The sequence below is a fragment of the Mycolicibacterium doricum genome, from assembly GCF_010728155.1.
GTDB lineage: Bacteria > Actinomycetota > Actinomycetes > Mycobacteriales > Mycobacteriaceae > Mycobacterium > Mycobacterium doricum.
On sequence record NZ_AP022605.1, the window covers coordinates 2,459,311 to 2,482,658 of the forward strand.

At 69.4% G+C, this 23,348-nt stretch carries 30 protein-coding genes, 1 other RNA gene and 2 pseudogenes; 12 read left to right on the plus strand and 21 right to left on the minus strand.

Going from position 1 to position 23,348, the window contains the following annotated elements; translation table 11 throughout:
- Positions 1–2: 2 nt before the first annotated feature.
- From rnpB to G6N07_RS12030, 3 genes are all read right to left on the minus strand, one after another.
- Positions 3–392, minus strand: an RNA gene (gene rnpB, locus G6N07_RS12020) — RNase P RNA component class A.
- 23 nt (positions 393–415) lie between these two features.
- Positions 416–1,033, minus strand: coding sequence for a class I SAM-dependent methyltransferase (locus G6N07_RS12025; RefSeq protein WP_085191299.1), 618 nt, complete (start codon positions 1,031–1,033; stop codon positions 416–418).
- Positions 1,026–1,964 (minus strand): NAD(P)/FAD-dependent oxidoreductase, encoded by a 939-nt coding sequence (locus G6N07_RS12030; protein ID WP_085191301.1) that lies wholly within the window; start codon positions 1,962–1,964, stop codon positions 1,026–1,028. Before G6N07_RS12030 ends, G6N07_RS12025 begins: the two co-directional genes overlap by 8 nt.
- A gap of 66 nt (positions 1,965–2,030) precedes the next feature.
- Between G6N07_RS12030 and G6N07_RS12035 the strand changes: the two genes are divergently transcribed.
- Positions 2,031–2,612 carry a type II toxin-antitoxin system RelB family anti-toxin gene (locus tag G6N07_RS12035; RefSeq protein ID WP_085191303.1) on the plus strand — a complete coding sequence of 194 codons (582 nt, stop codon included), beginning with the start codon at positions 2,031–2,033 and terminating at the stop codon, positions 2,610–2,612.
- Here G6N07_RS12035 and G6N07_RS12040 read toward each other — a convergent pair.
- From G6N07_RS12040 to cobC, 4 genes are read right to left on the minus strand one after another with little or no spacing between them, the layout of a single operon-like run.
- Positions 2,609–3,706: a bifunctional RNase H/acid phosphatase gene (locus G6N07_RS12040; RefSeq protein WP_085191305.1), complete on the minus strand. Its 1,098-nt coding sequence runs from the start codon at positions 3,704–3,706 to the stop codon at positions 2,609–2,611. The two genes, G6N07_RS12035 and G6N07_RS12040, sit on opposite strands and share 4 nt — an antisense overlap.
- A gap of 10 nt (positions 3,707–3,716) precedes the next feature.
- Entirely contained in the window at positions 3,717–4,454 is a 738-nt protein-coding gene (locus G6N07_RS12045; protein WP_085191307.1) for a zinc ribbon domain-containing protein, read from the minus strand.
- The gene (locus G6N07_RS12050) at positions 4,444–5,583 is read right to left on the minus strand and encodes a Nif3-like dinuclear metal center hexameric protein (RefSeq protein ID WP_085191309.1); all 1,140 of its coding nucleotides are present in this window, start codon (positions 5,581–5,583) and stop codon (positions 4,444–4,446) included. The genes G6N07_RS12045 and G6N07_RS12050 overlap by 11 nt, the downstream gene beginning before the upstream one ends.
- Positions 5,580–6,602: an Rv2231c family histidinol phosphate aminotransferase CobC gene (gene cobC / locus G6N07_RS12055; RefSeq protein WP_085191311.1), complete on the minus strand. Its 1,023-nt coding sequence runs from the start codon at positions 6,600–6,602 to the stop codon at positions 5,580–5,582. Before cobC ends, G6N07_RS12050 begins: the two co-directional genes overlap by 4 nt.
- Positions 6,603–6,684: 82 nt before the next feature.
- Between cobC and G6N07_RS12060 the strand changes: the two genes are divergently transcribed.
- Genes G6N07_RS12060 through G6N07_RS12070 form a run of 3 tightly spaced genes read left to right on the plus strand, consistent with a single transcriptional unit; the run spans position 6,685 to position 8,481 of the window.
- Complete coding sequence (locus G6N07_RS12060; RefSeq protein WP_085191313.1) at positions 6,685–7,362, plus strand: HAD hydrolase-like protein; 678 nt, start codon at positions 6,685–6,687, stop codon at positions 7,360–7,362.
- Positions 7,355–7,669, plus strand: coding sequence for an arsenate-mycothiol transferase ArsC (locus G6N07_RS12065; RefSeq protein WP_085191315.1), 315 nt, complete (start codon positions 7,355–7,357; stop codon positions 7,667–7,669). The genes G6N07_RS12060 and G6N07_RS12065 overlap by 8 nt, the downstream gene beginning before the upstream one ends.
- A complete protein-coding gene (locus G6N07_RS12070) occupies positions 7,669–8,481 on the plus strand; it encodes an SURF1 family cytochrome oxidase biogenesis protein (protein ID WP_085191317.1) in 813 nt (270 codons plus the stop codon). Before G6N07_RS12065 ends, G6N07_RS12070 begins: the two co-directional genes overlap by 1 nt.
- Here G6N07_RS12070 and G6N07_RS12075 read toward each other — a convergent pair.
- Both G6N07_RS12075 and G6N07_RS12080 read right to left on the minus strand, forming a co-directional pair.
- On the minus strand, positions 8,463–9,413 hold the full coding sequence (locus G6N07_RS12075; protein ID WP_085191319.1) for a cobalamin biosynthesis protein: 951 nt from the start codon (positions 9,411–9,413) through the stop codon (positions 8,463–8,465). The genes G6N07_RS12070 and G6N07_RS12075 overlap by 19 nt on opposite strands.
- 236 nt (positions 9,414–9,649) lie before the next feature.
- Positions 9,650–9,835 carry a hypothetical protein gene (locus G6N07_RS12080; protein WP_133055540.1) on the minus strand — a complete coding sequence of 62 codons (186 nt, stop codon included), beginning with the start codon at positions 9,833–9,835 and terminating at the stop codon, positions 9,650–9,652.
- 82 nt (positions 9,836–9,917) lie between these two features.
- Here G6N07_RS12080 and G6N07_RS20985 point away from each other — a divergent pair.
- A pseudogene (locus G6N07_RS20985) lies at positions 9,918–10,076 on the plus strand (transposase); the annotation flags it as partial.
- 224 nt (positions 10,077–10,300) lie between these two features.
- On the opposite strand, the gene G6N07_RS12090 reads toward G6N07_RS20985, so the two are convergent.
- From G6N07_RS12090 to G6N07_RS12100, 3 genes and pseudogenes are all read right to left on the minus strand, one after another.
- Positions 10,301–10,453: a hypothetical protein gene (locus G6N07_RS12090; protein ID WP_163784183.1), complete on the minus strand. Its 153-nt coding sequence runs from the start codon at positions 10,451–10,453 to the stop codon at positions 10,301–10,303.
- Positions 10,454–10,518: 65 nt separating this feature from the next.
- On the minus strand, positions 10,519–10,851 hold the full coding sequence (locus G6N07_RS20990; protein ID WP_338098015.1) for a GAF domain-containing protein: 333 nt from the start codon (positions 10,849–10,851) through the stop codon (positions 10,519–10,521).
- Positions 10,800–11,936 (minus strand): annotated as a pseudogene (locus tag G6N07_RS12100) (ISAzo13 family transposase); the annotation flags it as partial. The gene G6N07_RS20990 and the pseudogene G6N07_RS12100, both read right to left, overlap by 52 nt.
- Before the next feature lie 77 nt (positions 11,937–12,013).
- On the opposite strand from G6N07_RS12100, the gene G6N07_RS12105 reads away from it, so the two are divergent.
- From G6N07_RS12105 to G6N07_RS12125, 5 genes are all read left to right on the plus strand, one after another.
- On the plus strand, positions 12,014–12,625 hold the full coding sequence (locus G6N07_RS12105; protein ID WP_085191327.1) for a hypothetical protein: 612 nt from the start codon (positions 12,014–12,016) through the stop codon (positions 12,623–12,625).
- Between the two features lie 335 nt (positions 12,626–12,960).
- Positions 12,961–13,521, plus strand: coding sequence for a hypothetical protein (locus G6N07_RS12110; protein ID WP_085191329.1), 561 nt, complete (start codon positions 12,961–12,963; stop codon positions 13,519–13,521).
- 53 nt (positions 13,522–13,574) lie between these two features.
- Positions 13,575–13,826 carry a hypothetical protein gene (locus G6N07_RS12115; protein WP_085191331.1) on the plus strand — a complete coding sequence of 84 codons (252 nt, stop codon included), beginning with the start codon at positions 13,575–13,577 and terminating at the stop codon, positions 13,824–13,826.
- Between the two features lie 46 nt (positions 13,827–13,872).
- Positions 13,873–14,190, plus strand: a complete 318-nt coding sequence (locus G6N07_RS12120; protein WP_133055541.1) for a preprotein translocase subunit YajC — start codon at positions 13,873–13,875, stop codon at positions 14,188–14,190.
- Positions 14,191–14,551: 361 nt separating this feature from the next.
- Positions 14,552–15,175, plus strand: coding sequence for a hypothetical protein (locus G6N07_RS12125; RefSeq protein ID WP_235849772.1), 624 nt, complete (start codon positions 14,552–14,554; stop codon positions 15,173–15,175).
- On the opposite strand, the gene G6N07_RS12130 is transcribed toward G6N07_RS12125, so the two are convergent.
- The 7 genes from G6N07_RS12130 to G6N07_RS12160 form a co-directional block, all read right to left on the minus strand.
- Positions 15,172–15,438: a hypothetical protein gene (locus tag G6N07_RS12130; protein ID WP_085191335.1), complete on the minus strand. Its 267-nt coding sequence runs from the start codon at positions 15,436–15,438 to the stop codon at positions 15,172–15,174. The two genes, G6N07_RS12125 and G6N07_RS12130, sit on opposite strands and share 4 nt — an antisense overlap.
- Positions 15,435–16,163, minus strand: coding sequence for a hypothetical protein (locus G6N07_RS12135; protein ID WP_085191337.1), 729 nt, complete (start codon positions 16,161–16,163; stop codon positions 15,435–15,437). The genes G6N07_RS12130 and G6N07_RS12135 overlap by 4 nt, the downstream gene beginning before the upstream one ends.
- Positions 16,160–16,417, minus strand: a complete 258-nt coding sequence (locus tag G6N07_RS12140) for a hypothetical protein (protein ID WP_085191339.1) — start codon at positions 16,415–16,417, stop codon at positions 16,160–16,162. Before G6N07_RS12140 ends, G6N07_RS12135 begins: the two co-directional genes overlap by 4 nt.
- A gap of 189 nt (positions 16,418–16,606) precedes the next feature.
- Positions 16,607–18,115, minus strand: coding sequence for a terminase large subunit domain-containing protein (locus G6N07_RS12145; protein WP_085191341.1), 1,509 nt, complete (start codon positions 18,113–18,115; stop codon positions 16,607–16,609).
- 180 nt (positions 18,116–18,295) lie between these two features.
- Positions 18,296–18,607 carry a hypothetical protein gene (locus G6N07_RS12150; RefSeq protein WP_085191343.1) on the minus strand — a complete coding sequence of 104 codons (312 nt, stop codon included), beginning with the start codon at positions 18,605–18,607 and terminating at the stop codon, positions 18,296–18,298.
- Positions 18,604–19,122 (minus strand): hypothetical protein, encoded by a 519-nt coding sequence (locus G6N07_RS12155; protein ID WP_085191345.1) that lies wholly within the window; start codon positions 19,120–19,122, stop codon positions 18,604–18,606. Before G6N07_RS12155 ends, G6N07_RS12150 begins: the two co-directional genes overlap by 4 nt.
- Positions 19,119–19,622: a hypothetical protein gene (locus tag G6N07_RS12160; RefSeq protein ID WP_085191347.1), complete on the minus strand. Its 504-nt coding sequence runs from the start codon at positions 19,620–19,622 to the stop codon at positions 19,119–19,121. Before G6N07_RS12160 ends, G6N07_RS12155 begins: the two co-directional genes overlap by 4 nt.
- Before the next feature lie 98 nt (positions 19,623–19,720).
- Between G6N07_RS12160 and G6N07_RS12165 the strand changes: the two genes are divergently transcribed.
- Positions 19,721–19,894, plus strand: a complete 174-nt coding sequence (locus G6N07_RS12165) for a hypothetical protein (RefSeq protein ID WP_163784185.1) — start codon at positions 19,721–19,723, stop codon at positions 19,892–19,894.
- Between the two features lie 269 nt (positions 19,895–20,163).
- On the opposite strand, the gene G6N07_RS12170 is transcribed toward G6N07_RS12165, so the two are convergent.
- Positions 20,164–22,362, minus strand: coding sequence for an AAA family ATPase (locus tag G6N07_RS12170; RefSeq protein ID WP_085191349.1), 2,199 nt, complete (start codon positions 22,360–22,362; stop codon positions 20,164–20,166).
- 83 nt (positions 22,363–22,445) lie between these two features.
- The gene (locus G6N07_RS12175) at positions 22,446–22,706 is read right to left on the minus strand and encodes a helix-turn-helix domain-containing protein (protein ID WP_085191350.1); all 261 of its coding nucleotides are present in this window, start codon (positions 22,704–22,706) and stop codon (positions 22,446–22,448) included.
- A gap of 54 nt (positions 22,707–22,760) precedes the next feature.
- Here G6N07_RS12175 and G6N07_RS12180 point away from each other — a divergent pair, with 54 nt between their 5' ends.
- Positions 22,761–23,339, plus strand: a complete 579-nt coding sequence (locus tag G6N07_RS12180; protein WP_133055542.1) for a hypothetical protein — start codon at positions 22,761–22,763, stop codon at positions 23,337–23,339.
- Positions 23,340–23,348: the final 9 nt, after the last annotated feature.

Consider the following 23,348-nt stretch of genomic DNA (forward strand, 5'->3'; position numbering starts at 1 on the left):
GGCGGACGAGTTGGCCTGTAAGCCGGATTCTGTTCCGCGCCCTCATTGCTGACGACGCGGCGGCGACCATCCATCTGGACACTCCGTCGCCGGGTGCCTCGAGCGGCCTACCCGCAGGCTCGGGCGAGCAACCCTCGAGCGCCTGCGCAGCCGCACCGGGTGCGGCCTGCTTGGCCTTGCTTCGGGTGGGGTTTACCTAGCCACCCCGGTCACCCGGGGTGCTGGTGCGCTCTTACCGCACCGTTTCACCCTTACCACCGTTGCCGGTGGCGGTCTGTTTTCTGTGGCACTTTCCCGCGAGTCACCTCGGATTGCCGTTAGCAATCACCCTGCTCTGTGAAGTCCGGACTTTCCTCGAACCGTTTCCGGTCCGCGGCCGCCCAGCCAACTCGTCCGCGCAGACCACCGTACCCGGTCAGCGACGCCGCATCAGGATGACGTTGTCGAGCCACGTCACCGGCTGCCCGTCCGGGCTCTGCCCGGCCCGCTCGACCTCGTCCGCCCGCAGTCGCTCCCACTGCTGGAGATCCAGGTCCAGCGCGGCCAGCACCTCCGCCATCGACGGCAGATCGTGAGGGTGACCGTCCTTCCACGTCCACTCCGGCGTCGCCCCATGGTCGACGATCAACAGCAGGCCTCCGGGCACCACCGCACCGGCCGCGCGGCGTAGCGCTCCGTTGCGGTCCACGTCGAGCGGGGAATGGAAGAACTGCGCCGACACGAGGTCGAAACGCCCCTCGGGAAAGGTCTCGGAGAGGTCGTGCTGTTCGAACCGGATCCGTTGGGCGACGCCGGCCGCCGCGGCGTCCTGCGCAGCCCGTTCCAGTGCGGTCCGCGAGATGTCGACGCCCACCACCTGCCAGCCGTGCCGGGCCAGCCAGATGGCGTCCGCGCCCTCCCCGCAGCCCAGGTCGAGTGCGCGGCCCGGCCGCAGCGGTTCGACGATCTCGGCGAGCCGCAGGTTGACCCGGCCGCTCCACACCCGATCCTTCGCACCGTAGTGCTGCTCCCAGAACTCCACTGTCTCAGACATTCGCTTCCTCGTTCCATGCCGGAACCGGCAATCCGAACTCGTCGTTGAGCAGGCTTTGTACCACCGCCGCTGCCACTTTCGAGCCGGCCGCGATCGCCGCGGCGACTTGGGGCAGCTGCACGGTGACGTCTCCGGCCGCGAACACGCCCAGCACCGACGTGCGGCCGAACTCGTCGACCCAAACCGCCTCGGCGGACAGCGGGTTCGGCTCACCGAACCGCACGCCCAACTGCTCCGCAAGGGCCGAGCGTTGAGACACCGTCGCGGCGACCATCAATGCCCGGCGCGCCAACACCCCGCCGTCGGCGAAGACGATCTCCAGACCATCTCCGGCGGCGCGTACCTCGGCGACCCGCCGCTCGTCGATGTGGACGCCCGCGGCCTCCACAAGTGGGCGTTCATCGCCCAGATCGTCGGTGAGGACCACGATGTCCTCAGTCCATCCGCGCAGAAGCAGCGCGGCATGTACCGCACGGGCGCCGTCGGCCAGCACCGCGACAGGGACGTCACGCACCTCCCAGCCGTGACAGAACGGGCAGTGGAACACCGAGTCTCCCCACAGTTGCGCCAGGCCGGGGATCTCCGGCAGGTGGTAGTGCATACCGTTGGCGAGCACGATGCGCCGCGTGGATTCGACGGTGCCGTCGGCCATTTCGACGGTGAAGACCTCGCCGCGGCCCACGTCGGTGACGACTCCGGTCCGCAATTGCACCTGCGGATACTTCGCCAACTCCGCTCGGCCCGCGGTGTACAGCTCGGCGGGCGGCCGCCCGTCGTATCCGAGGAGCCCACCGATCCCATGTGACACAGCGTTGCTCGGCTTGCCGGCATCCACCACCAGAGTGCGGCGGCGCGCCCGGCCCAGTACCAGTGCGGCGCTCAGTCCCGCGGCGCCACCACCGACGATCACGCAATCCCAGACGTCGTCCATATCTCGAGGTTGCCGCGGGATCTCGAGGTTGCCGCGGGCACACCAGGGGTGGCAAGCTGATTTGCCGTGCAGGCAAATGTTGCGCGAGATGATTCTGTGGACCAGAGGGTCCGCAGGCGGTTGCGGGAACTGCGCCGCCAACGTGGGTTCACCCTGGAGGAGGTGGCGGCCCGGTCGTCCATCGACGTGTCGACCCTGAGCCGCCTGGAGTCCGGTAAGCGGCGGTTGGCGCTCGACCATCTCCCCCGGTTGGCCGCCGCGCTGGCGGTCACCACCGACGAACTGCTGCGCTCCCCGGAGGCGGAAGACCCCCGGGTGCACTCGAACTCGCATACGCGTCACGGTGTGACGTACTGGCCGTTGACCCGCCAGGGGTCGCCGAGCGGGTTGCACGCGTTTAAAGTCCGGGTCAGCGCCCGCCGGCGCAAACCACCCGAGGACCTACCGGTGCACGAGGGTCAGGACTGGATGTACGTGCTGTCGGGTCGGCTGCGGCTGATCCTCGGCGAACGTGATTTCACCGTGGAAGCCGGTGAGGCGGTCGAGTTCTCGACGTGGACGCCGCACTGGTTCGGAGTGGTCGACGGCCCGGTGGAAGCCATCGTGATCTTCGGCCCGCACGGTGAGCGCGTCCACCTGCACACCTAGAGATAGGCGGTCTGGTTGACCAGCCGCACCGACGACCCACCGTCGGGGTAGAACTCCGCGATACTGAGCGACGCGAGATCCAGATGCAGTCGGTACAGGACGCCCGCGCCGGCGTCGAGCGCCAGCCGCAGCAGGGTCTTGATGGGCGTGACGTGGGAGACCACCAGCACCGTGGAGGCGCCGTGGTCGGCGATGATGCGGTTGCGCGCCCGACGGACCCGGTGAGCGACGGTGTCGAAGCTCTCCCCCCCGGGCGGCTCCACGCTGGTGTCCTGTAACCAGCGGCCGTGCAATTCCGGATCACGCTGAGAGACCTCGCCGAACGTCAGCCCCTCCCAGGCGCCGAAGTCGGTCTCGACCAGATCCTCGTCGACGGTCACGTCCAGCCCGAGCGTCTTGGCCGCGGTGGCCGCGGTGTCGTAGGCCCGCTGCAGAGGTGAGCTGATGACGGCGTCGACGCCGCGGCGACCGGCGAGGTAGGCGGCCGCGGCATCGGCCTGTCTGCGGCCCAGTTCGGTCAGCGCCGGATTACCCCGCCCGGAGTACCGGCGCTCCACCGACAGCTCCGTCTGGCCGTGGCGCAGCAGCAGGAATCGTGTCGGTCTCCCCTGCGCACCCGTCCAGCCGGCGGGTGAGGTGGGCGCCTCGGCGGATGCGGCAAGTCCGGGCTTTCTCGGCGCAGGTTCGATGCCCGCCGCGGCGTCCATCGCCTCGTTGGCCAGTCGGTCGGCGTGGGCGTTGCGGTCCCGCGGAATCCAGGCATAGGTGACGCGGTCGAACCGCTGCGCCAGCGCCCGGGCCTGCTGATGCAACGGCACCAGGTCGGGATGCTTGACGCGCCAGCGGCCCGCCATCTGCTCGACGACGAGCTTGGAGTCCATCGACACCGTGACCTCGGTGGCGCCCACGTTCGCGGCTTCCTCGAGCCCCGCGATCAACCCGCGGTACTCGGCGACGTTGTTGGTCGCCTGGCCGATCGCCTGCTTGACCTCGGCGAGCACCGTCGACCGGTCTTCCGACCACACCACGGAGCCGTAGCCTGCCGGCCCCGGGTTGCCCCGCGAGCCGCCGTCGGCCTCGACGATGACTTTCATCGGGCGGCCTTCACTTCTTGAACCCCTCTGCGCGCACCAGAATCGCGTTGCACTCCGGGCAGCGCAGCACCTCGTCGTCGGGCGCAGCCGTGATCCGGGCCATCTCGCCCCGGTCGATCTCGAGTCGGCACGCTCCGCAGCGGCGGCCCTGCAACTGCCCGGCACCCGGGCCGCCGCGGGCGCGTTGACGCTCGTAAAGGTCGACGAGCTCCGACTGCAGGGCCGCCAGCAACTCCGCACGCCGGGTGAGGTTCTCCTGCCGCGATCGGTCCAGTTCGGCGACGGCGTCGGCCACCGCGTGCTGGGCGGCCGCCAGCGTGGTGTGCAGTTCGTCGACGCGCGTGAGTTCCGCCGTCCGCTGGGCGGCCAACTCCTCTCGGCGTTCCATCAGCTCCAGCAGCGAGTCCTCCAGGCTGGCCTGGCGGCGTTCGAGCGTCTCCAGTTCGTGTTGCAGCTCCCCGACCTGTTTGGCAGCGACACCGCCGCCCTGCAGCAACACCCGGTCGCGGTCTTCGCGCTGACGGACGGCGTCGATCTCGGACTCCAACTTGGTCACCTGCTCGTCGAGGTCGTCGATGGCGATCCCGAGTACCGCCACCCGATCGTTGGCCGCAGTGTGGTCGGCACGGACCCGGTCGAGTTCTTCCTGTTCGGGCAGCTTGCGGACCCGATGGTCGATCCGTGCCAGCCCGGCATCCACCTCGGCCAGTTGCAGCAACGAGTTCTGCTGCCACACATCAGCTTTCACGTGTTTCCCTACCAGTCCCTAGGTTCCATGGATCGGTGCGCAGCTCACAGACCCGCACCGGCAACGCATCAGAGAGGTGGCTCCGCAGCACACCGGCAGCCTGTGCACACCAGGGGAATTCGCTCGCCCAGTGTGCGACGTCGATCAGCGCCACCGGCGACGCCCGCCGGTGCTCGTCGGCAGGATGGTGACGCAGATCAGCCGTCACATAGGCCTGCACGCCGGCGCCAGACACCGTGCCGAGCAGCGAATCCCCCGCTCCCCCGCACACTGCCACCCGGGACACCACGGTGGACGGATCGCCGGCGGCGCGCACCCCCCAGGTCGTGGCGGGCAAGGCGGCGTCGACCCGGGACACGAAGTCCGACAACGGTTCCGGGGTGGGCAGCGACGCGGTGCGGCCGATTCCGACATGTCCGGGGATCGGCGCGATGCTGAAGATGTCGAACGCGGGCTCCTCGTAGGGATGGGCACTGCGCACCGCGGTGAGCAGATCCCGCCGGCGGGCCGACGGCGCGATCACCTCGACGCGTTCTTCGGCGACGCGCTCCACCGAGCCGACGGCGCCGATGGCCGGCGACGCGCCCTCGTGCGGTAGGAACTGCCCGGTGCCGGGCGTGCTCCAGCTGCAGTGCGAGTAGTCACCGATCTGGCCGCCGCCCGCACCGAACATGGCCTGGCGCACCGCATCGGCGTTCTCGGCGGGCACGTAGACCACCCACTTGTCCAGCTCGCTGTCGGCGGCGGCCGGCGAGAGCACTTCCTCGACGGTGAGCCCGAGAGCGGCGGCCAGGGCGTCGGAGACTCCCGGTGACGCGGAGTCGGCGTTGGTGTGTGCGGTGAACAGGGAGCGCCCGGTGCGGATCAGCGAGTGCACCAGCGCACCCTTCGGCGTACTGGCCGCGACCGTGTCCACCCCGCGCAGCAACAGCGGGTGGTGTGCCAGGAGCAGCCCGCGTTCCGGCACTTGGGCGATGACGGCTTCGGTGGCGTCGACGGCGACGGTCACCGATTCCACGGGTTCGTCGGGATCGCCACACACGAGCCCGACGGAATCCCAGTGCTCGGCCAGTCGGGGCGGGTAAGCCTCGTCGAGCACGCCGATCACGTCGCGCAGTCGCACCCTCATCGCATCGCCTCCGTCAGCGCCTCGGCGAGCACCGGCCACTGCTCACGTACCGCGGCCCGCAGGAACTGCCCGTCCAGGCCGACGAAGGTGTCACACCGTCGCACCGCGATCCCCTTGCCTTCCAGCCGTTTCCGCACCAACTCGGCATCCGGCACCGCGAACAGCACGAACGGTGCGGCACCGGGGACGCAGTCGACGCCGATCCGGGTCAGTCCCGTGACCATCTCGGCCCGAACCGCGGCCAACCGGTGTGCACCGGCTTCCGCCTCGCGCAGCGCGGACGGCGCGTTGCATGCGGCGAGCGCCTCCAACTGGAGGGTGCCCAGCGCCCAGTGTGCTCGCTGCGCAGTCAGTCGCCGCAGCACCTCCGGCGCGCCGAGCGCATAGCCCACCCGCAGCCCGGCGAGCGCCCACGTCTTAGTGAGGCTGCGAAGCACCACCACGTCCGGCAACGGCTCGCCCGCCAAGGATTCCGGCTCACCCGGCACCGCGTCGGCGAATGCCTCGTCGACCACCACGAGACGGTCGGGACGACGCAGCGCCAGGATGTCCGCCCGGGAGTGCAGCACCGCGGTGGGGTTGGTCGGGTTGCCTACCACCACGAGGTCGGCCGCATCCGGCACCCGGGCGCCGGGCAACGTGAACGGCGGATCGAGGACCACGTGGGTGACGGCTACGCCGGCGGCGGCGAACACCGCATCCGGTTCGGAGAACGACGGTGCGACCAGCGCGGCCAACCGCGGCTTCAGGCGGGCGAGCAGAGCAAAGCCCTCGGCTCCGCCGGCCAGCAGCGCGACCTCGTCCTCGGCGCGCCCGTGCCGGGCGGCCACCGCGGCCACGGCGCGGCGTTCGTCGGCGGCTGATGGGTAGCGGCCGAGGTCGGCCAGGCGGTCGGCGAGGCGCGCGGCGAGCCAGGACGGCGGCGCGGTGGCGCGCACGTTGACGGCGAAGTCGAGCATGCCGGGCAACACGGCCTGGTCGCCGTGGTACCTGGTCGTCTGCGGCGCGGGACGTGGCACAGCACGACAGTAGTGCGCGGCGCGGGACACGACCCCGGACGACCCCGCGAAGGTCGCCGGGGACTTCGGGGAGAATGGGAGCGTGACCGACACGCTGGCCCGCTCGACCGCCACCCGCCCGCAACTCGTGCTGTTCGATCTGGACGGCACGCTGACCGATTCCGCGGAGGGCATCGTGTCGAGCTTCCGGCATGCCCTGGGTGAGGTCGGGGCGCCGGTTCCCGACGGCGATCTGGCCGGTCGCATCGTCGGGCCGCCGATGCACCACACGCTGCGATCCCTGGGCCTCGGCGAGCGGACCGACGCGGCGATCGAGGCCTACCGTGCCGACTACACCGCACGGGGATGGGCGATGAACCGCACCTTCGACGGCATCCCGGCACTGCTGGCCGATCTGCAGGCGGCGAGGGTCCGTCTGGCCGTGGCGACCTCCAAGGCGGAGCCGACGGCGCAGCGCATCCTGGCCCACTTCGGCCTCGACGGCTTCTTCGAGGTGATCGCGGGCGCCAGGCCCGACGGCACCCGCGCGGCCAAAGCCGACGTCGTCGCCTCCGCGCTGGCCCGGCTCGAACCGCTGCCCGACCGGGTGATGATGGTCGGCGACCGCTGGCACGACGTCGAGGGCGCGGCGGCGCACGGCATCGACACCGTGGTGGTCGGGTGGGGCTACGGCCGCGGTGACTTCGCCGAGCCCACCGCGGTGCCGGTGCTCGTCCACGTGGATTCCGTGGCCGGCCTACGGGAGGTGCTGGGTGTCTGAATCGGGGCGGTTGCACATCACGTTCATCTGCTCGGGCAACATCTGCCGGTCGCCGACGGCGGAGAAGGTGTTGGCCCACCAGATCGCCGAACGCGGGCTGTCCGGGGCGGTCCACGTGCTGCGCGCGCACGGTTACCCGAGCAGCCACGACGCCGCTCAGGTCGACGACGACCACCCGGCCGCGGACCTGATGGTCGCGGCATCCCAGGACGACTTCGAGGACGCGTTCAGCGTGATCGAGGCGTCGCTGCGCGCCCTGCACGACTGGGTCGACGAACAGCTCGCCATCCGGGGTGTCGCGAGCTGATGAAGCGCTGGAAGTTCCTCCTGCGGCCGGCGTGGCTGGCGCTGTTCGTGGTGGTGCTCGCTTTCGCGTACCTCTGCTTCACCGTCCTGGCGCCCTGGCAGCTGGGCAAGAACGCCACGACGTCGCGGGAGAACGATCAGATCGCCCGCTCGGTCACCGCTGAACCGGTGCCGGTGACATCGCTGCTGCCCCGGCAGGATTCGGCCGCGCCCGACGAACAGTGGCAACGGGTCACGGCCACCGGGCGCTACCTCCCCGATGCGCAGGTGCTGGCGCGGCTGCGGGTGATCGACGGCGAACCGGCGTACGAGGTGCTGGTGCCGTTCGCCGTCGACGGCGGGCCGACCGTGCTCGTGGACCGCGGCTACGTGAAACCCGAGCGGGGCACCGACGTACCGCCGATCGAGCCGGCTCCCACCGGATCGGTGACCATCACCGCTCGGCTGCGTGACGCGGAACCCGTTCCGCCGGGCAAGGAACCGTTGCGAGAGAACGGCACCGTGCAGGTGTACGCGATCAACCCCGGCCAGATCACCACGCTCACCGGTGTGCCGTTGGCCGGCTCCTATCTGCAGCTGGTCGAAGACCAGCCCGGTGGACTGGGCGTCATCGGGCTGCCACACCTCGACGCCGGCCCGTTCCTGTCCTACGGGATCCAGTGGATCGCGTTCGGCATCATCGCGCCGATCGGGCTCGGGTACTTCATCTACGCCGAGATCCGTCAGCGCCGCCGCGACAGGGTGACCGCGGAGTCGACTGCGCCCGCGACCCCCGAAGACAAGCTCGCCGACCGCTACGGCCGGCGGCGCTGAACCGCCACCGTCACCGCCAACACCCCCGCAGCCGTCTGCACCGCCCGTGACAACCGCACCGCCCGCCGCAGATCGGCCACCGCGGGGCTGCGTCCGTCACCCAGGGTGGGCCTGATCTGCAATTCGTGGGCGTACTGCGTGGGTCCGCCGAGCCGCACGCCCAGGGCACCGGCGAACGCTGCCTCGGCGACGCCGGCGTTCGGGCTGGGATGGTTCCGGGCGTCGAGCCGCCAGGCCCGCACCGCGGCGGCCGGTGAGCCGCCGGCCACGGGGGCGCACAGCGCCGTCAGCAGCCCGGTCAACCGAGCCGGCAGGTAGTTGAGCGCGTCGTCGAGTCGCGCTGCCGCCCACCCGAAACGGGCGTACCGCGGGGAACGGTTGCCGATCATCGCATCCAGCGTGTTCGCTCCCCGATACACCAGCAGACCGGGCACACCCGCGACCGCCGCCCACAGCAGCGGCGCAACCTGGGCGTCGGAGGTGTTCTCGGCGATCGACTCCGCGGCAGCTCTGGTCAGCCCCTCCGCGTCGAGCACCGACGGATCCCGCCCGCACAGCGACGGCAGCAGGCGACGCCCGCCGTCGATGTCGCCGGCATCCAACACCTCCGATAGCCGATCACCCACCCGGCACAGCGAGGTACCGCCCACCGCCACGAAGGTGGCGGCCGCGGTAAGAGCAGCCGTGGCTAGTGGGCTCCGACGGGCGGCGTGTTCGGCGGTCAGTCCGGCAGCGGCGAGCGCGGTCAGCAGCGCGCCGGTGTGCATCGTTCCCGCCCGCCGTGAGTCGGCGTAAGTGATCCACTCCAGTCGTGCTGCTACCTGGCCGAATCCGGCAACCGGGTGCCCGCGGTGTGGGTCGCCCAGCAGCGAATCGGCGAGGAGCCCGGCGGCGATTCCGACCGCGCGGGCGCGCGTGACGGGCGAAATCACCTTGGCAGGGTCTCACATAGTGCTTCGATGTAGCCACATGACGAGAAGGGTGAGACCCACGGCGGTCGACGGAGTAGGTCATGTCGCTGTCACGATGTGCGGGATGGGCAACCAGCCTTTGGCTCACCCGCTTGACATGTCATGGCGCATCACCCGTTTCTCACCCGTTTCTGCGCCTCTTGGCACACTCGCGGCACAGCAGCGGGGGTTTGGGTCGAGGGCGGCCACGGTCTGGGCTACGTGTTCGCGATCGCGGCCAACCGGCGGGTGCCCACCCACGCCGGCGGCTGCGCGTCGATGCGCTGCCCGCGATGATCCCGCAGCACTGCCTGGCAAAAGCACTCCGCCGGCGCCGGGGCACACGGGCCACGGCTGTACTCCTCGGCCTGGTTCGGGCTGCTCGCCGAAGACGCCACCGACACTGGTGCGCATCATTTGCTGATCCGCCGCAACAACACCACCGGCGAGCTGGCCTACCTACGCTGCTACTCACCGCGTCCGGTGCCGCTGCGCACCCTGGTCGCCGTGGCCGGGCAGCGCTGGCGCATCGAAGAATCCTTCCACGCCGCCAAAGGCCTCGTCGGCCTCGATCAGCACCAAGTCCGGCGCTGGAAATCCTGGCACCGCTGGACCACCCTGGCCATGCTCGCTCACGCCTTCCTGGCCGTGGCCACCGCGATCGAACGCGACACCGCACCCACACCAGCCGGACCGGAAGATTCCAATTTATGCCAGATCGACCCGCTCCCGACGTGACCACGCCGAAGAGGCAATGTCCGCGATTCACAGCCCTTGCTGCGCCCCAACGCAAGGTTACGGCAAAACGCTCGGGACGAAACCAAATGTCGGCTTCGCGGTCACCGGGACAAGAGAAAGTTCCCGTGAAGCTAGGCGCTCGCGCGTGCCTCAACCCACTTGATCAAGCGACGACGGCGTTCAGCGACGCGCTCTGGATTCTTCTCGGCGTCACGCTCGGCAGCGTCGGCTTCCTCCCAGGCGCGACGCATGTCAGCATCGTGGAACTCCACGGTCTTGGCCATCACCTCACCCCTTTCGGACGACGCCAGCATAGCTGCGCTCCCCGACAGAACACGTTAGGCACATCCTAGTTACCCCGCCGCTGGACAGCCCTGGCGATACGTGCAGGTGTCATCGTCGTCGCTTCCGCGGCCGCCAGCAGGTGAGCCAACACCTTGATGGATGCGACGTCGGAGTTGGAGAACCCGTCGGTTTCGAGCGTATTGGCCGTCAGCATCCCGAAGGCGACGCCTTCCGCGCGAACCGGGACGGAGACGAAGGACTTGTACTGGCGGTCCTTGGTGATGTCCCAGGATGCAGGGACTGCGGTGTCGGTGTCGTTACTTAGGTTGCGCGCAGTATTTAGGTAGGTGACGTTGGGCGTGTCGCGGTGTGGTCGGCGGTGAGCGTGTAATTCCAGTCGCCGTGGAACTCGTGACGGTGCAGCTGGGTGGCTTCGAGGGCGGCGATCTGCTTGTCGGTGATCTTGATGCCGCGGTCGTAGGTGGTGGTGTCGAGCACCGCGTTTACGGTCAGTCCTGTGGATGTGGTTGTTGCCCTGAGAGTTTCGATGACAACCTCGTGAGATTCCAGGGGGCGTGCGCGCCAGTTGCGGCTGATCGCGGAGAACAGCCGGTGTTCGATTTTGTTCCATTTGGAGGTGCCGGGCGGCAGGTGGCAGACCGTGATGTCGAGTCCGGCCTCGGCGGCGAAGGCGGCGAGTTCGGTTTTCCATAGCCGCAGCCGGGATCCGTTGGAGCCACCGGAGTCGGCGGTGATCAGCAGCTTGTCGGATCCGGGATAGCTGGTAGCGCCCATCGTGGTCCACCAGCGGCGGATCGATTCCACCGCGAACTGGCCGGTGTCGGCGTCGGTGCCGACGTTGACCCAGCCGGTGTTGGCGGCGATGTCGTAGACCCCGTAGGGAGCCACCTTGCCCAGCGCCTTGTCGGCGAAGTCATGCACCTTCACCGTGCGCGGTGACCCGGCGGGCTCCCATTCGCGGCCAGCAGCTTTGTAGTTGCCGACGAGTTCCTTCTTCTTGGTGTCCACGCTGATCACCGGGTCCCCGTCGGCCTGGAACCGCTCGACTTGGGTGTTGAGATAGCCGAACTGCCCATCCCGATCCGGATGCTGGGCGCCTTCGAGGGTTTTCGAGTTCGCCTGCAGGCTATAACCAGCCTCTTTGAGCAGCTTGGCCACCGTCCGCGCGGACACCCGATGCCCCCTGGCGGTCAGCTCGGCGGCCAGCTTCGCCGTCGATTTGGTCGTCCACCGCAACGGCGACTCCGGATCGCCGCGCGAGACCGGATCCACCAACGCATCCAGCGCGGCGACCAGATCGGGGTCGGTCACCGCCATCGGCGGACGCCCCGCACCCGGCCGGCGCACCCGCCCCGGAATCGGTTCGTCGTCATCCAACTCGCGCACACCGTGCGCCACGGTATCCGGATGCACCCCACCGGCCGCCGCGACCAACTTGATCCCGCCCCGACCCAACAGTCGGCACCAACGAGGCCAGCCGTCACCTCACCGGTGTCGAGGTCCGTGGCGCGAACTACGGCGGTCACGACGCATCCGGAGTGTGGGGTGCGCCGTGGTGTTCGGTCCCGCCCATCGAGAACGCGGAACGCAAGATAGGCACCCGGCCCGCCATCTTGGACCCGTTCGACCCGATGACGGTGTGGGCGTATGACGAGTGCGACCTGACCGAGCCGTCTCGCCGCGAGGTCGAACAGCGTGCCGCGCAGCTGTTCCGGTTGGAGGAGCAGCCGACGGCAGAGCGGGAGTTCGCCGCGCGGCTCCTCGTGGATGCCGCCGACGTGCCCGGCGGCATCGCCGTCCGGCCCACGCTCAAGGAGGCTATCGCCTACCTCGAAGGTGCGATGGCCGAGACGAACACCGTGGGGTTCTTCCACGTCGGCGCGCATCTGCCCGCCATCGAGACCACGCTGTTCGCCAAGTCGGGCACCGCACGGGTGTCCCCGTCGGGCAACACGTGGGTCATCGGGGGCGGGTACGTCGCCGGTCTCGGCAGCACCATCGTGGCGACCTCGCAGCCGTTCGGGTGGCGCGACGCGGTGCAGATCAGGACCGCGATTGACGAGCGCCATAACCTCTACGCTGCCGTTGCCGAGCGGTCGCTGGTGATCGGCTACGAGGCACTCCTCGCGGCAGTGACGGTGACGCCGTGACCGTCAGCGACGAATACCAAGGACGGACCTGCTGGCGCTGCGGCGGGCCGTGCCTGACCTGCAAAGGCAGCGTCCACGGCTGGACATGCACCGCGTGTCTCGCCCGATACCTCGCCGCGAGCGCGGCCAAAGCCGACGCCCGCGACCGCAGGGAACGCTAGAAGAACGCACACAAGTTGTTGCAACGCGAATCAGAGCCATTGGTCATGGCGAACGGTCGGCGTCGGGACGGTGGTGGCCCGGTTGTGTACCGCACCGCTGTCTCGGCGTCGGCCACCACCCACGACGAGCAGCAATGACCCCACAATGACTACCACCTCCGAAGGGACAGACCGATGACCGGCACCACCCGAGCCAAGCCCCCGTTGACGATGGCCGACCTCACCAACCGCGAACGGCATCACCTCGAAACGTGCGTTCACGAAGCGGCCCACGCCGTCGCTGGTGTCGCCCTCGGCGGCCAACTCCGCAGCGCGGTGGTGTCCAACAGCCGCATGTGGGGTGTCGATGGTCTCGCCTCGTTCGCCGACACGCCCCACGGGCGTGACCCCGAGATCGCGTATGCCGGGCCGTGGGCGCAGGCGAAGTTCCGTGCCGGTGGCCGTGACAACCGCCCGACGCAGCGCCAGGTGCTCGCGATCCTCAACGCGGGCGGCTACAAGGACGACCGGATGCTGATCGCTTCCGGCGGCACGCATCTCGGGCACGCCGTCACCCCGCTCATCGAGCGGACATGGCCCGCTGTGATGTGTGTGGCCAAGCAACTCCACCGCACCGGGGAGGCGACCCACGCCGACGTGTGCGAGGCGCTGGGCATCACCGACGGCGGCGGTCCGACCAGCTCGCAACTGGCCGGGCTGCGGGCTGGTATGCGCCCTGTGCCGCCGCTCACCTGACGACCGACCACAACCACGCGGGGCCACCTCACCAACGACACCGAGGAGACACCGTGACGACGACGACAACGACCGCGCCGGACAGCCGCCGCCTGCAATTCCTGGACGACTACTGCCCCGAGTGCAACCCGGCCGGGCACCACGCCGACAGCCGGGTGCGCCTGGCCACCCTGACCGGGCCGACCGAGGTGACCCGAGGCGGTGGTGGGTGGGCGGTGTGCCGGTACGAGTGCGGCGGGTGCGGGCACCAGTGGCAGCGAGACGACCTGTGGACCGCCGAGTCCGCCGGGCTGTCCGCCGCCTGACCCGATCTGTCGTGCTGGCCGCTCGCGAACGGGTAAACATGACGCTGTGTGGCTTAACGTTGGTGATCGAATTCAGAACCAGTCCGGGTGGCTCGGCGTCGTTTCGGCAGTAGATGGCGATTTCGTAACTGTGGACTTCGACAACGGACAACGCGGAGCCCGCTTCGCCAGGGACGGCGACGGCGTACTGGAACTCCTGGACTTCGGATCAGAGATCGAGTCGGACATGAGCACGTTGCGTCCGGGCGACTTGCCGGATTACCAGCTCAAGCACCCCTTGGACAGGTGGCCTGTGATCGGTGAGGAACGAGGCGAGGATGGCCCTCTACTCGATGACGAGGGCAACCCCTGGTCCAATCTTTGAACGATTCGCCAGTGTCCCAACGGTGTCCCAAGACGCGCCCGAACGGCCTGGACGCAGAGGACACGGCGGACACCCGAACAGCCTCTGACCTGGACATGCTGGACGCCGCCGCACGCGGGTTCACACGTTCCGGTCCCTTTACACACCAGCGGTCGGGGGTTCGAAACCCTCCGCGCCCACCACGAATTCCCTGTTCAGAAGCTTATGGGCTAGATTCTGGGCGGTCTCCAGACTCCCCCGTTGTGCCAAGAATGTGCCAAGGATTCGATTTGGAGCGCCGAGCGCGATGGGCAGACGCCGACACACGGCGGCCGGTCTTGGGGTGCAGGATCGTGTCGAGGCCGTGTGAGATGCTGCCGCTGTGGGGGTCGAGCAGGCGAAGGTCGTCAAGGACCAGGCGGTCGCCTTCAACTTCGCGCTGACGGTGCTGGCTGTTCTGACCGCTGCGGCCACCTTTGCAATCAGTCTGATCCCTCCGGGTGGTTGGCTCGTTGGAATCCGGATCCTGGCCGCTTGCCTCGCTGTAGCGACCGCCGTTGTCGGCTTTCTCAAGTTCAGGAACGAGCGCTCGTTCAAGCGGCAGCAGGAGCAGGAGCGGGTCTCGCTCGATCAAGCCTTGCGGGCGGAGTCTCGCCGCACTTCATTGCTCATCAACGGAGCCATGCTCGGCACTGCGGACAAGCTGCGCCGTCTGGCGATGTTGGATCAGGCGACCAAGGATGCGGAGATCAGCGGGTTCAGGACCTCGATCGTCAGCAAGGTCTGCGATCTCGTCCAGAGCGAAGCGCCGCGTGCCGCTTACTTTCGCGTGCAGGATCTGAGTGCTCGATCCCGGGTGATGCGGTCGGGTACCTACAGTGACTCGCGAAATCGCGAAGACTCCTTCACCAGCGAGTTTGTCGAGGGCCGCGGCGGTGATCAGGGAGTGTGGGACCTCATAGATACCGGTGACGTCGAGCTAAGGGATCGCGCAGTAATTGATTAGGTTTTTCCGTTTGGTTTGTTCACACTTGTGGTATGACGCTGCCTGCTGTGGACTCCGATCCGGTCGCCGCCCGTTTGTCGTTGATCCGCCCGCATCTGGACGAGCGGGCGTGGCGGTTGTTGCTCGGCGCGGAGGCGAAGGTCGGTCCAGAACGTCGCTGCGTAGAGGCCGGGGATGGCCGGGTTCACCGCCGGAACCTCGAAACGCACCGGCAGCATGTCGGGATGGGTGGTCAGCGGGAAGTCGGGCAGGCCGGTGGTCATGGTGTGACTCCAAGGGATTCGAGTTCGGCGCGGGCGCGGTCGTCGGGGGTTGAGGCGGTCTCGCCGGTCGGGTGGTGGTCGCCGTGGTCGTCGCGGTTCAGTCGGCGTTCCAATGCCAGCGCGGCGCGGTCGATGGTCTCGCGCAACAGCCGGGCCAGGTGTTCCGACCGGGAAGGCTGGCCCCGCAACGCCGCTGCGTTGGGCGGATGCGAATGCGTCAACAGGTCGGAGAACGCATCGTCAATGCCGTCGGCCATCGCCACCAGCGCCGCCGCCCACGCACCGGATTTCAGCATCTTGTCGGTGATCTCGGGCAGCGCCGGGCGCGTGGCCAGGTCCACCAGCGTGGTCACCGCATAGCGGCGCTTACCCGGCTCGTTCGCCAGGTGTGCCGTGCGGCGGCGGGCATCGGCCTCGGCCACCCACCCCACGACGACGCCGACAGCCTCGTGGACCATCTCGGCCAGCCACGGCACGGTCGCGGAGGAGCGCATGAAGCGGCTGGGACGCTCGTCAGCGGCGATCCGCTGCGCCAACGGGCCGACGACATCGGCGATCTCGCGGGCCAGCGACCAGTCCCCGCCGTAGTGGCCCGCCGTGAACCCGGTGCGCCGCCGTTCGCGCAACTCGGCCTGCGAGTACCGGCGTGGCGGCTGCGGGTGCTGCGCGGCGAGCGCAGCGTGGGTGCGGTTCTTGGCCGCGACGCCGGGACGGATGGCGGTCACTGGGCCACCGCCTCGGCGTCGGTCGCGGCCTCGTCGGTGATGAGGTCGGCCAGTTCCTCGGCCCGTTCGGGCGAGATGCCGGTCTCGATGATGGACTGGCGATGCCGCCACCACGACAACGCGGCGCGCGCCTCATCGACGCGGGGGCCGTCGGTCTCGCCGCGACTGGCCATCGCCCCGAGCCGGGAACGCCACGACTCCACTGAGCGGTCGCGCGGATGGGGAGCGGTCACGGGCGGGCTGGTCGCTGTCATGCCCCCACATTAAGCCGCCCACGGGCATAGCCACTACACCGAAAACCGTTGAGCGGCAATGCAAACTAACCAAACTATCCCGAACGGTGCGGGATTGTGGCGCCTTACGACGTGGCGAAATGCGGGCACGAACGGCAACACCCGGCCCCGCAAATTGAGGGCCGGGTGGTCGGCGTGTCGGGCGGCCGATTACCCGATCCGGCGGCGCATCCAGGCGGGCGGCCCGGCGTGGGAACGGCGGGCCACATCTGCCGGGTTGACGATGTACACCTGCCCGCCGTGGGTCAGAACGTCGTGCGCGACAACGGTGGCCGCGAGGCAGTCGGCTTGGTGGTCACGCTCACCGCCTTGCCAGCTAACGGCGGCGGTCTCCCAGTTCGGCAGTGACCCGACCAGGCGGGTGGTGCCCGTCTCCAACCCCTGCACCAGTTTGGCCGACCGCTGCAATGCGTTGCCCCGGCCTCGGCCGCTGGTGTTACGCGGCGGCCAGGCCGACACGATGATGTGGTGCGGCGAGTTGTGCCGGGCCAGCGCAGTGCGCACCACCGACAGGTACCCCTCGCGCGCGGCGAACGACTCCACCGCGACCTCGCTGGCCCCGGTGTCGATGGCCAGCCGCACCGCCGCCTCGGCCCACTGGTCGGGGGTCATGGGCGCACTGATGTCGCGGTGGACGACCACCGCCCCCTCGGCCGTCAGGCTGGCGGCCACGATGCCCGCCGCGTCCCCCTGGCCGCTGTCGCACGGGTCCACGCCGACGACGGTGCGCAGCAGCCGTGACGGCATGGCCGAGAGGCGGTGCTGGTCGAGCCATTCCTGACGGATCACGTTGCCCTCGGGCGATGCGGGTAGACCCATGAACTCGGCCCACCACGCGCGCTCGCCGAGGCTGCGGCGGCGTTCGGCGAAGTCGGCGGCGGTGCGACCCACCGCGCTCACCATGCACTCACCGGGCGCACGGCCCAGTGAATCGGGTACGTCCTCGGCCGCTACGGCGGGGATGCTTACCAGCCGCCAGCGGTCGCCCTCCTCGGCCAGCAGCGTGCCTATCAGGTCGTCGGCGTGCCAGCGCGTGCCGACGACGACCACCGACGCACCGGGTTCGACACGGGACATGAGCGTGGCGCGGAACTCCTCGGCGACCCGGCGGCGCAGGGTCGGGCTATCGGCGTCGCTCATGTTCTTCACCGCGTCGTCCACGATCAGCAGCCCGTCGGTGCCGTGGCCGGTGATGCCGGACAGGATGCCCGACGCGAGTAGGCCACCGCGCCGCCCGGCCACGGTCCACTGACCCGCACTGGACTTGTCCGCCGACAGCGCCAACCCCAGCAATTCGCCGTGGTCGTTGATGAGGCGGCGCGCCTGGCGCGAGTGTTTCTCGGCCAGTTCATCGGCGTAGCTGGCCAGGATGATGCGCGTGTCGGGGTTGCGGACCAGTGCCACCAGCGTGCCGAGCACGGCGGCGGTGGTGGACTTGGACTCGCGCGGCGGCATGGTGATGATGAGCCGGTCGTTTGGCTCACGGATGGCCCGGTCGATCTCCTGGCCGACCATGCTCACGGCGGGGGTCAGTCGGTAGTTCGGCAGCAACCGGCGGCCCAAGTCGTGCGGGGTGTCCGGCACCCGCCGGGCGCGCAGTTGCGCCAAGTGCTCGGCCTCGGCCAGCGCGTGCGCGGCCATCGGGGTGTCGCTGAACATGAATGCCCCTGACCTGGTGTTTTGTGCCGTCATCGGTGGCCCGTTTGCTCGGGCGACAAACGGTCGCCGGTTTGGTGTCGGCACATCAGTGCAGGCCACCGCCCGCTCGCTGCCACCAAGGGTCCGCCGCCTGGTGGCCGGTGTCCCAAGAACGGCCCATCCGGCGGTGGTCGGCGGTCCCTATTCCGGCGGCCACATCACGCTGCCGGGGGTGTGTCCCGCGTGCCGCGTGGCGGTGTCACGCTGCTGCTGGCCATCGCCGCGCGCGACCAGTCGGCGGCGCAGCAGTGCCGATTGACCCCGATATCCGCGCTGGCGCATCGTCTCCTCGAACGACTGGCGGACGAGGTACTGGCTGCCGAACAGGTGCTCACGGCTTGGTGGTTCGGGTTCCACGGTCGCCGGCTCGGCGGCGGGTGCGGTGTCGAGTGCCGCCAGCCTGGCGCGGATGCGCGCGAGGATGCCCCCGGCTGCTGGTGTCGTGTCGGTCATCGGGTCCGGCCCTCTCGTTGTCGGTAGGCGGCGATGACGGCCAGCGCCGCCGCCTCGGCCTCAGCCAGCACCTCGGGCGGAACGTCGGCGAGGTCATCGTCCACCGTGTCCACGGTGTCCACTGTGTCGGCAACGGGCGCAACGAGTTTCAGCGTGGCGTCGGCGTCGTCGTCAGCATCGCCGGAACCGAGGCCGTGCGCCTCGCTGGCGGACGAACTGGGCGCGGGCGGGTTGTCCCCCACCGCGCCGGGATTCTCGCGGCTGCGGGCCACGGCGGCCCACTGTGCGAGTTCGGCGGCCGGTAGCCCGCCATGACCGAGCACGGCGCGGCACACATCGACGTGGACGGGCCACAGCGGGTCCGTCGGCCCGTCGCAGGTGCCGAACACCTCGCGGCAGCGGTCGGCGGCGCGGTCGGCCATCGCGGCGGCCGTCAGGCGGCCCTCGGTCACCTCTCGCATCAGCACCGCGACGGCCTCGGCAGCGTCCACGTCGGGCGCGCCGAACGTGGTCACTGGACCACCTCGGCGTCGATGACCTCGGCAGCCGACGCCAGGGCAGCCGGGTTGCCACCGCTCACCGCCGCCGCCGCGCTGGCCTCGCGGACCTGGCGCAGCCACTCGGCGGTGGCCATCGACGGCGCGGCGTCCACCGCCACGTTGACGTTGGTCGGCGCGTAATGCCCTTCCGCCTTGGCCAGTTGGTCGTCCACGCGGTCGATGGCCGCCGACAGTTGCGCCACCGCCTGCGAGTCGTTGGCGGTCTCGGCGGCGGTCAGTTGTCGGCACAGCCGGGCGCGTAGGCGGCGCTTGCCGTCGATCCACTTGCGCCGCGCGATGTGGTTGGGGTCCGGCGTGGTCTCGGCGAGGTGACGGTTGACGGCGGTCTGCGCACCCGAGCGGCCACGGAACCCGAGGGCGTCGGCGATGTCCTGCCATGACGCGCCGTCGAGGTGCATCGTGTACGCCTCGGCGGCACGGGCGCGGCTGTCGCGGTGTCGCATGACGGGGGCCATGCACATCACTGTACGCAGAATGTTCGCATTATGTGACGAAAGCTGTTGCGCTGCTTGACATTACAAGACTGCACGGACCTATTGGACACCGTGGACAAATGGCCCGCCGACATGACCGCCGCCGCCCGGTCGTGCCACCGCCCACACCACAGCCGCGCGCCGCCGAGGGTGCCACCGCCACCGCCCGGCCCGGCGTCGTTCGGCTGCGCGGTGCCGTCTATCCGTTCGCCTACCCCGTCCAGCGTCCGGCCCTTGTCCAGTTGGCACCCTAAAGGGATGCCACTTCCCTGGACATTTGGGAACGGTGATTTGAACAATTCTGGACATTTGGACAATCGCAGGTCAGTAAGGCTTTTTGATGGGCGCTGGACAGTGTTGGACGGGTTGGACGGCCGCACGTTGTCCAAAGTTGTCCAGACGACCCCGACCCCCGCTGACCTGCGGTTGTCCAGAATGCGCCGGGTCGTCCAGCCGATGGCCTGGACAACTCTGGACAGTCCCAGGTCAGTAAGGGTTTTCGGGGTGATTTGCGCGGTGGATTTCACGGTTTCGCCCCACCGCCGCCCCGGCCCTTGGACGCGGCGTGGGCCGTGGGTGCGGACTTCAACTTGTCCACCTGCGCCGCGTCGTCGGGACGCCCGGCGGCCAGCCACCGCGACCACGCCTCGGCGTAGGGAACGGCGTGGCCCCCGACCAGTTTGTGGGCGTCGGTCTTGGGCATGTCGTCGGTGATACGGCCCTCGGCGCGGCGAGCGCACAGCGTCTCGATGATGGTGCCCACCGCCTCGGTGTAGGTCGGCGACCCCACGACCGACACGGCGTCCTTGGCATCCGGCACGCCCTGGACCAACTCACGCACGGCGAGACGCTGTGTGCCGGGTACCTTGACGAGTTGCTTGCCCTTGTCGGTCAGGGCGGTGATGGCCGTGTACGCCCCACTGCGCGAGGCCACATCGCGCTCGGTGGCGAACTTGACGATCTCGGACCGGGTGAGCCCGTCCGCGCCGCCCAACTCGGCGGTGAGCGCGAGGATTTCGGCCTGCGCCTCAGACATTGTTTGTGCGTCGTCGGTATCGGTGGGGGTGTCGGCTATCGGATCGACGCCGACGAGCACCAGCGTTGACCGTTGAGCGGCGGTGGCACCGGGCATCAGCGCCTCGCTCACCGTGTGGGTGACGAGCTTGAACGGGTGCGCGCACTTGTCCGGCCAGTCCTTGTGTTTGACGCAGGTCAGCTCGATCCTGCGGGACTTCGCTTTCTTCCCGCCGACGCGGGCCAGCAGCAGCGACGACCACACGCCGCCGTCCCAGGCCGTCGTCCCGCGCGCCCGGTCACTACCGGCGGCGGTGTGGTGCACGACCAGCACGGTCGCGCCGGTCTGCTGGTTGATGTCGTCGGCGCGGCTGATGACCTTGCCGTGCTCGGTCGCAGAGTTCTCCTCGATGCCGACGGTGCACCGCGCTCGGGTGTCGAACACGACCAGGGCCACGTCGTATTTCTTGACCAGGTTGCGCACCTGCTCCATGTGCCCGTCGTCGCCCATCTGGACCGCGCGCGGGGCGATGATGAACGTGTCCTCAATGTCCTTGGGGTCCACGTCGTTGACCTCGCACCAGGCGAGCAGGCGGGCGCGGATGCCCGCTGCCCCCTCGGCGGCGATGTAGAGCACCGCCGCGCGCTCGCCGACGGCGTACTGGCCACACCACCGCTTGCCCGAGGCGACCGACGCCGCCGCGCTCACGGCCGTCATCGTCTTGCCCGAGCCGGGCGGGCCGTTGAGGTCGGCCAACTGACCCCTTGGGATGAAACCGTCGATGAGCGGGCGCACGGGTTCGAGCTTGGCCAGTTCCGACACGGTGAGAATCTCGGCGGCCAGGTCCAACGCGGGCACGTCGCCCGCACGGGCGCGGGCGGTGATGGCGTCGGTGTGGCGTATCCGCGCAACGCCGAGTTGGACCAGGGCGGCGTTGCGTTCGGCGTCGGTCGCCGGGGTCATGGCCGCGAGAGTCGGCACCGGCACGTCGAACGGCTTATCGACCAGCTCGACGGCGGTCATTAGGTATTCGTGCTCGCGCAGATTGTGCGGCTTGGGACTCGTCCACGCGCGCCGGTTGGCGTTCTCAATGTGCGCCCTGCACGCCTCGGCGACCTCGGGACCGGCAGCAGCCTCAATCTCCCCGAGGGTGTAGGCGGTCGTCGCGGGTATCTTCTCGGCGGCCAGGGCGGCGTCGGTCCGCTTCTTGCGGTCGAACCGTTCCCACCGCGCTTTCTTGAGTCGCGCGCCGATGACGTGCGGGTCGTCGGTGAGGGTGTCGGCGGCGAACTCGGCGACCTGCGCGCGGCTCAGCGCCACCTTGGGGCTGGCAGTGCCCCAGACCGTGGACGGCAGCGCGGCGAAATCCGAGAACGCCATGCTGGCCGCACCGTCGGGCAGGTACATCGACACGTCGAACTGGCGGCAGAACTTGCGCACCGCGTTCCACGTCTCGGGGCCGCACACGTCGGCGATGGGCGTCTCGGGATCGACGTTGAGCGCGTCGGCCCAGTGCACGCCGCTGGCCCATTCGGCGCGAGCGTCGTGCCCGCCATCGTCGGCGGCGGCGGACGACCCGGCGGCGTGCCCGTTGGTGGCCTTGCCGAATTCAGCCGGCATGTTGGCCAGCAGGTCGTCGGCGCTGTGGTGGCCGTTGGTGACCCCGCCCCGTCGGTCAGCGGTAGAGTCGGCCCTGTCGTTGGGCATGTCGGTGTGTCCTCGCTTTGGTGGTAAGTCGCCCCGGTTCCGGTGTCGTTGTCGGGCCGGGGCGCGCTGCATTCGGGGGCGGGTCAGTCCTCGCCCAGCAGCCGCAGCAGGCTGGCGGACTTGACGCGAACGCGCCTCTCCCCCAACTCAATTGCGTCCAGCTTGCCCGCGTGGATCAGGTCGTAGGCGTACCCACGGGAGACGCCGAGCAGCATTGCGGCCTGCTCGGCGCTCACGGTCGGGTGCACGCGCAGGTACTCGACGGTCACGGGTCCGCGCCGAATGACGGGGCAGGCAGCGCGTCCCGGCGCGGTCAGGGTGGTTGTGTCCAAGTGGTCAGTCATGTTTCCTATACGACTCTGTTGCCTGTCTAATGTCCAGTCTGTAGATTGGACAACATGAGCACGACGCGACCACAGCTCAAGCGCGGCGACGTGGAGTCGGTGGACTACGCCGACCCCGACCCGAAACCCGGCAGCCACAGCGGGCCGTTCGGACGGACACCCCGCCCCGACGAGCGCGTGGCCATCCGGTTGGCCGGTCATCCCGTGACCTACGTCGTGCGGGTGACCACCAGCCGGGGGTCCGGCCCCGCCCTGACCGAGCTGACGCTGACGGCCGACGACGGCGCGGTGGTGGGCTACGACGAGGTGCGCGCGTTCTCGGTGCGCCGCCTTGCCGTCACCGCCGCGCAATGGATCGAACGGTGCGGCGGCCAGATCGGCTACGTGGACGACACCGCCGAGGTCCAGACGCAACCCGAGAACCACGACCCGCGCGTGTACCGGGCGGCCCAGATTGCCGAACGGGCGTTGGCCCTCGGCCAGCCGGTGCGCCCGACCGTGGCCGCCGAGCTGCACGTCAGCACCAAGACGGTGGACCGATTGCTCAAACGGGCGAGGTCCGAGGGGTGGTTTGACGATGAGCCGCTACCGAAACGGCCACCGCCGCGACCGAGTGACACCACGACCACCTAGCCCGGCGAC

What these genes read in the sequence shown, in the direction of transcription:
- G6N07_RS12025 (WP_085191299.1), bottom strand. Translation starts at nt 1,033, where the DNA reads ATGTCTGAGACAGTGGAGTTCTGGGAGCAGCACTACGGTGCGAAGGAT.
- G6N07_RS12030 (WP_085191301.1), bottom strand. Translation starts at nt 1,964, where the DNA reads ATGGACGACGTCTGGGATTGCGTGATCGTCGGTGGTGGCGCCGCGGGA.
- G6N07_RS12040 (WP_085191305.1), bottom strand. Translation starts at nt 3,706, where the DNA reads ATGAAAGTCATCGTCGAGGCCGACGGCGGCTCGCGGGGCAACCCGGGG.
- G6N07_RS12050 (WP_085191309.1), bottom strand. Translation starts at nt 5,583, where the DNA reads ATGAGGGTGCGACTGCGCGACGTGATCGGCGTGCTCGACGAGGCTTAC.
- G6N07_RS12070 (WP_085191317.1), top strand. Translation starts at nt 7,669, where the DNA reads ATGAAGCGCTGGAAGTTCCTCCTGCGGCCGGCGTGGCTGGCGCTGTTC.
- G6N07_RS12090 (WP_163784183.1), bottom strand. Translation starts at nt 10,453, where the DNA reads ATGGCCAAGACCGTGGAGTTCCACGATGCTGACATGCGTCGCGCCTGG.
- G6N07_RS12110 (WP_085191329.1), top strand. Translation starts at nt 12,961, where the DNA reads ATGACCGGCACCACCCGAGCCAAGCCCCCGTTGACGATGGCCGACCTC.
- G6N07_RS12130 (WP_085191335.1), bottom strand. Translation starts at nt 15,438, where the DNA reads ATGACCACCGGCCTGCCCGACTTCCCGCTGACCACCCATCCCGACATG.
- G6N07_RS12140 (WP_085191339.1), bottom strand. Translation starts at nt 16,417, where the DNA reads ATGACAGCGACCAGCCCGCCCGTGACCGCTCCCCATCCGCGCGACCGC.
- G6N07_RS12145 (WP_085191341.1), bottom strand. Translation starts at nt 18,115, where the DNA reads ATGTTCAGCGACACCCCGATGGCCGCGCACGCGCTGGCCGAGGCCGAG.
- G6N07_RS12150 (WP_085191343.1), bottom strand. Translation starts at nt 18,607, where the DNA reads ATGACCGACACGACACCAGCAGCCGGGGGCATCCTCGCGCGCATCCGC.
- G6N07_RS12160 (WP_085191347.1), bottom strand. Translation starts at nt 19,622, where the DNA reads ATGGCCCCCGTCATGCGACACCGCGACAGCCGCGCCCGTGCCGCCGAG.
- G6N07_RS12165 (WP_163784185.1), top strand. Translation starts at nt 19,721, where the DNA reads ATGGCCCGCCGACATGACCGCCGCCGCCCGGTCGTGCCACCGCCCACA.
- G6N07_RS12170 (WP_085191349.1), bottom strand. Translation starts at nt 22,362, where the DNA reads ATGCCCAACGACAGGGCCGACTCTACCGCTGACCGACGGGGCGGGGTC.
- G6N07_RS12175 (WP_085191350.1), bottom strand. Translation starts at nt 22,706, where the DNA reads ATGACTGACCACTTGGACACAACCACCCTGACCGCGCCGGGACGCGCT.
- G6N07_RS12180 (WP_133055542.1), top strand. Translation starts at nt 22,761, where the DNA reads ATGAGCACGACGCGACCACAGCTCAAGCGCGGCGACGTGGAGTCGGTG.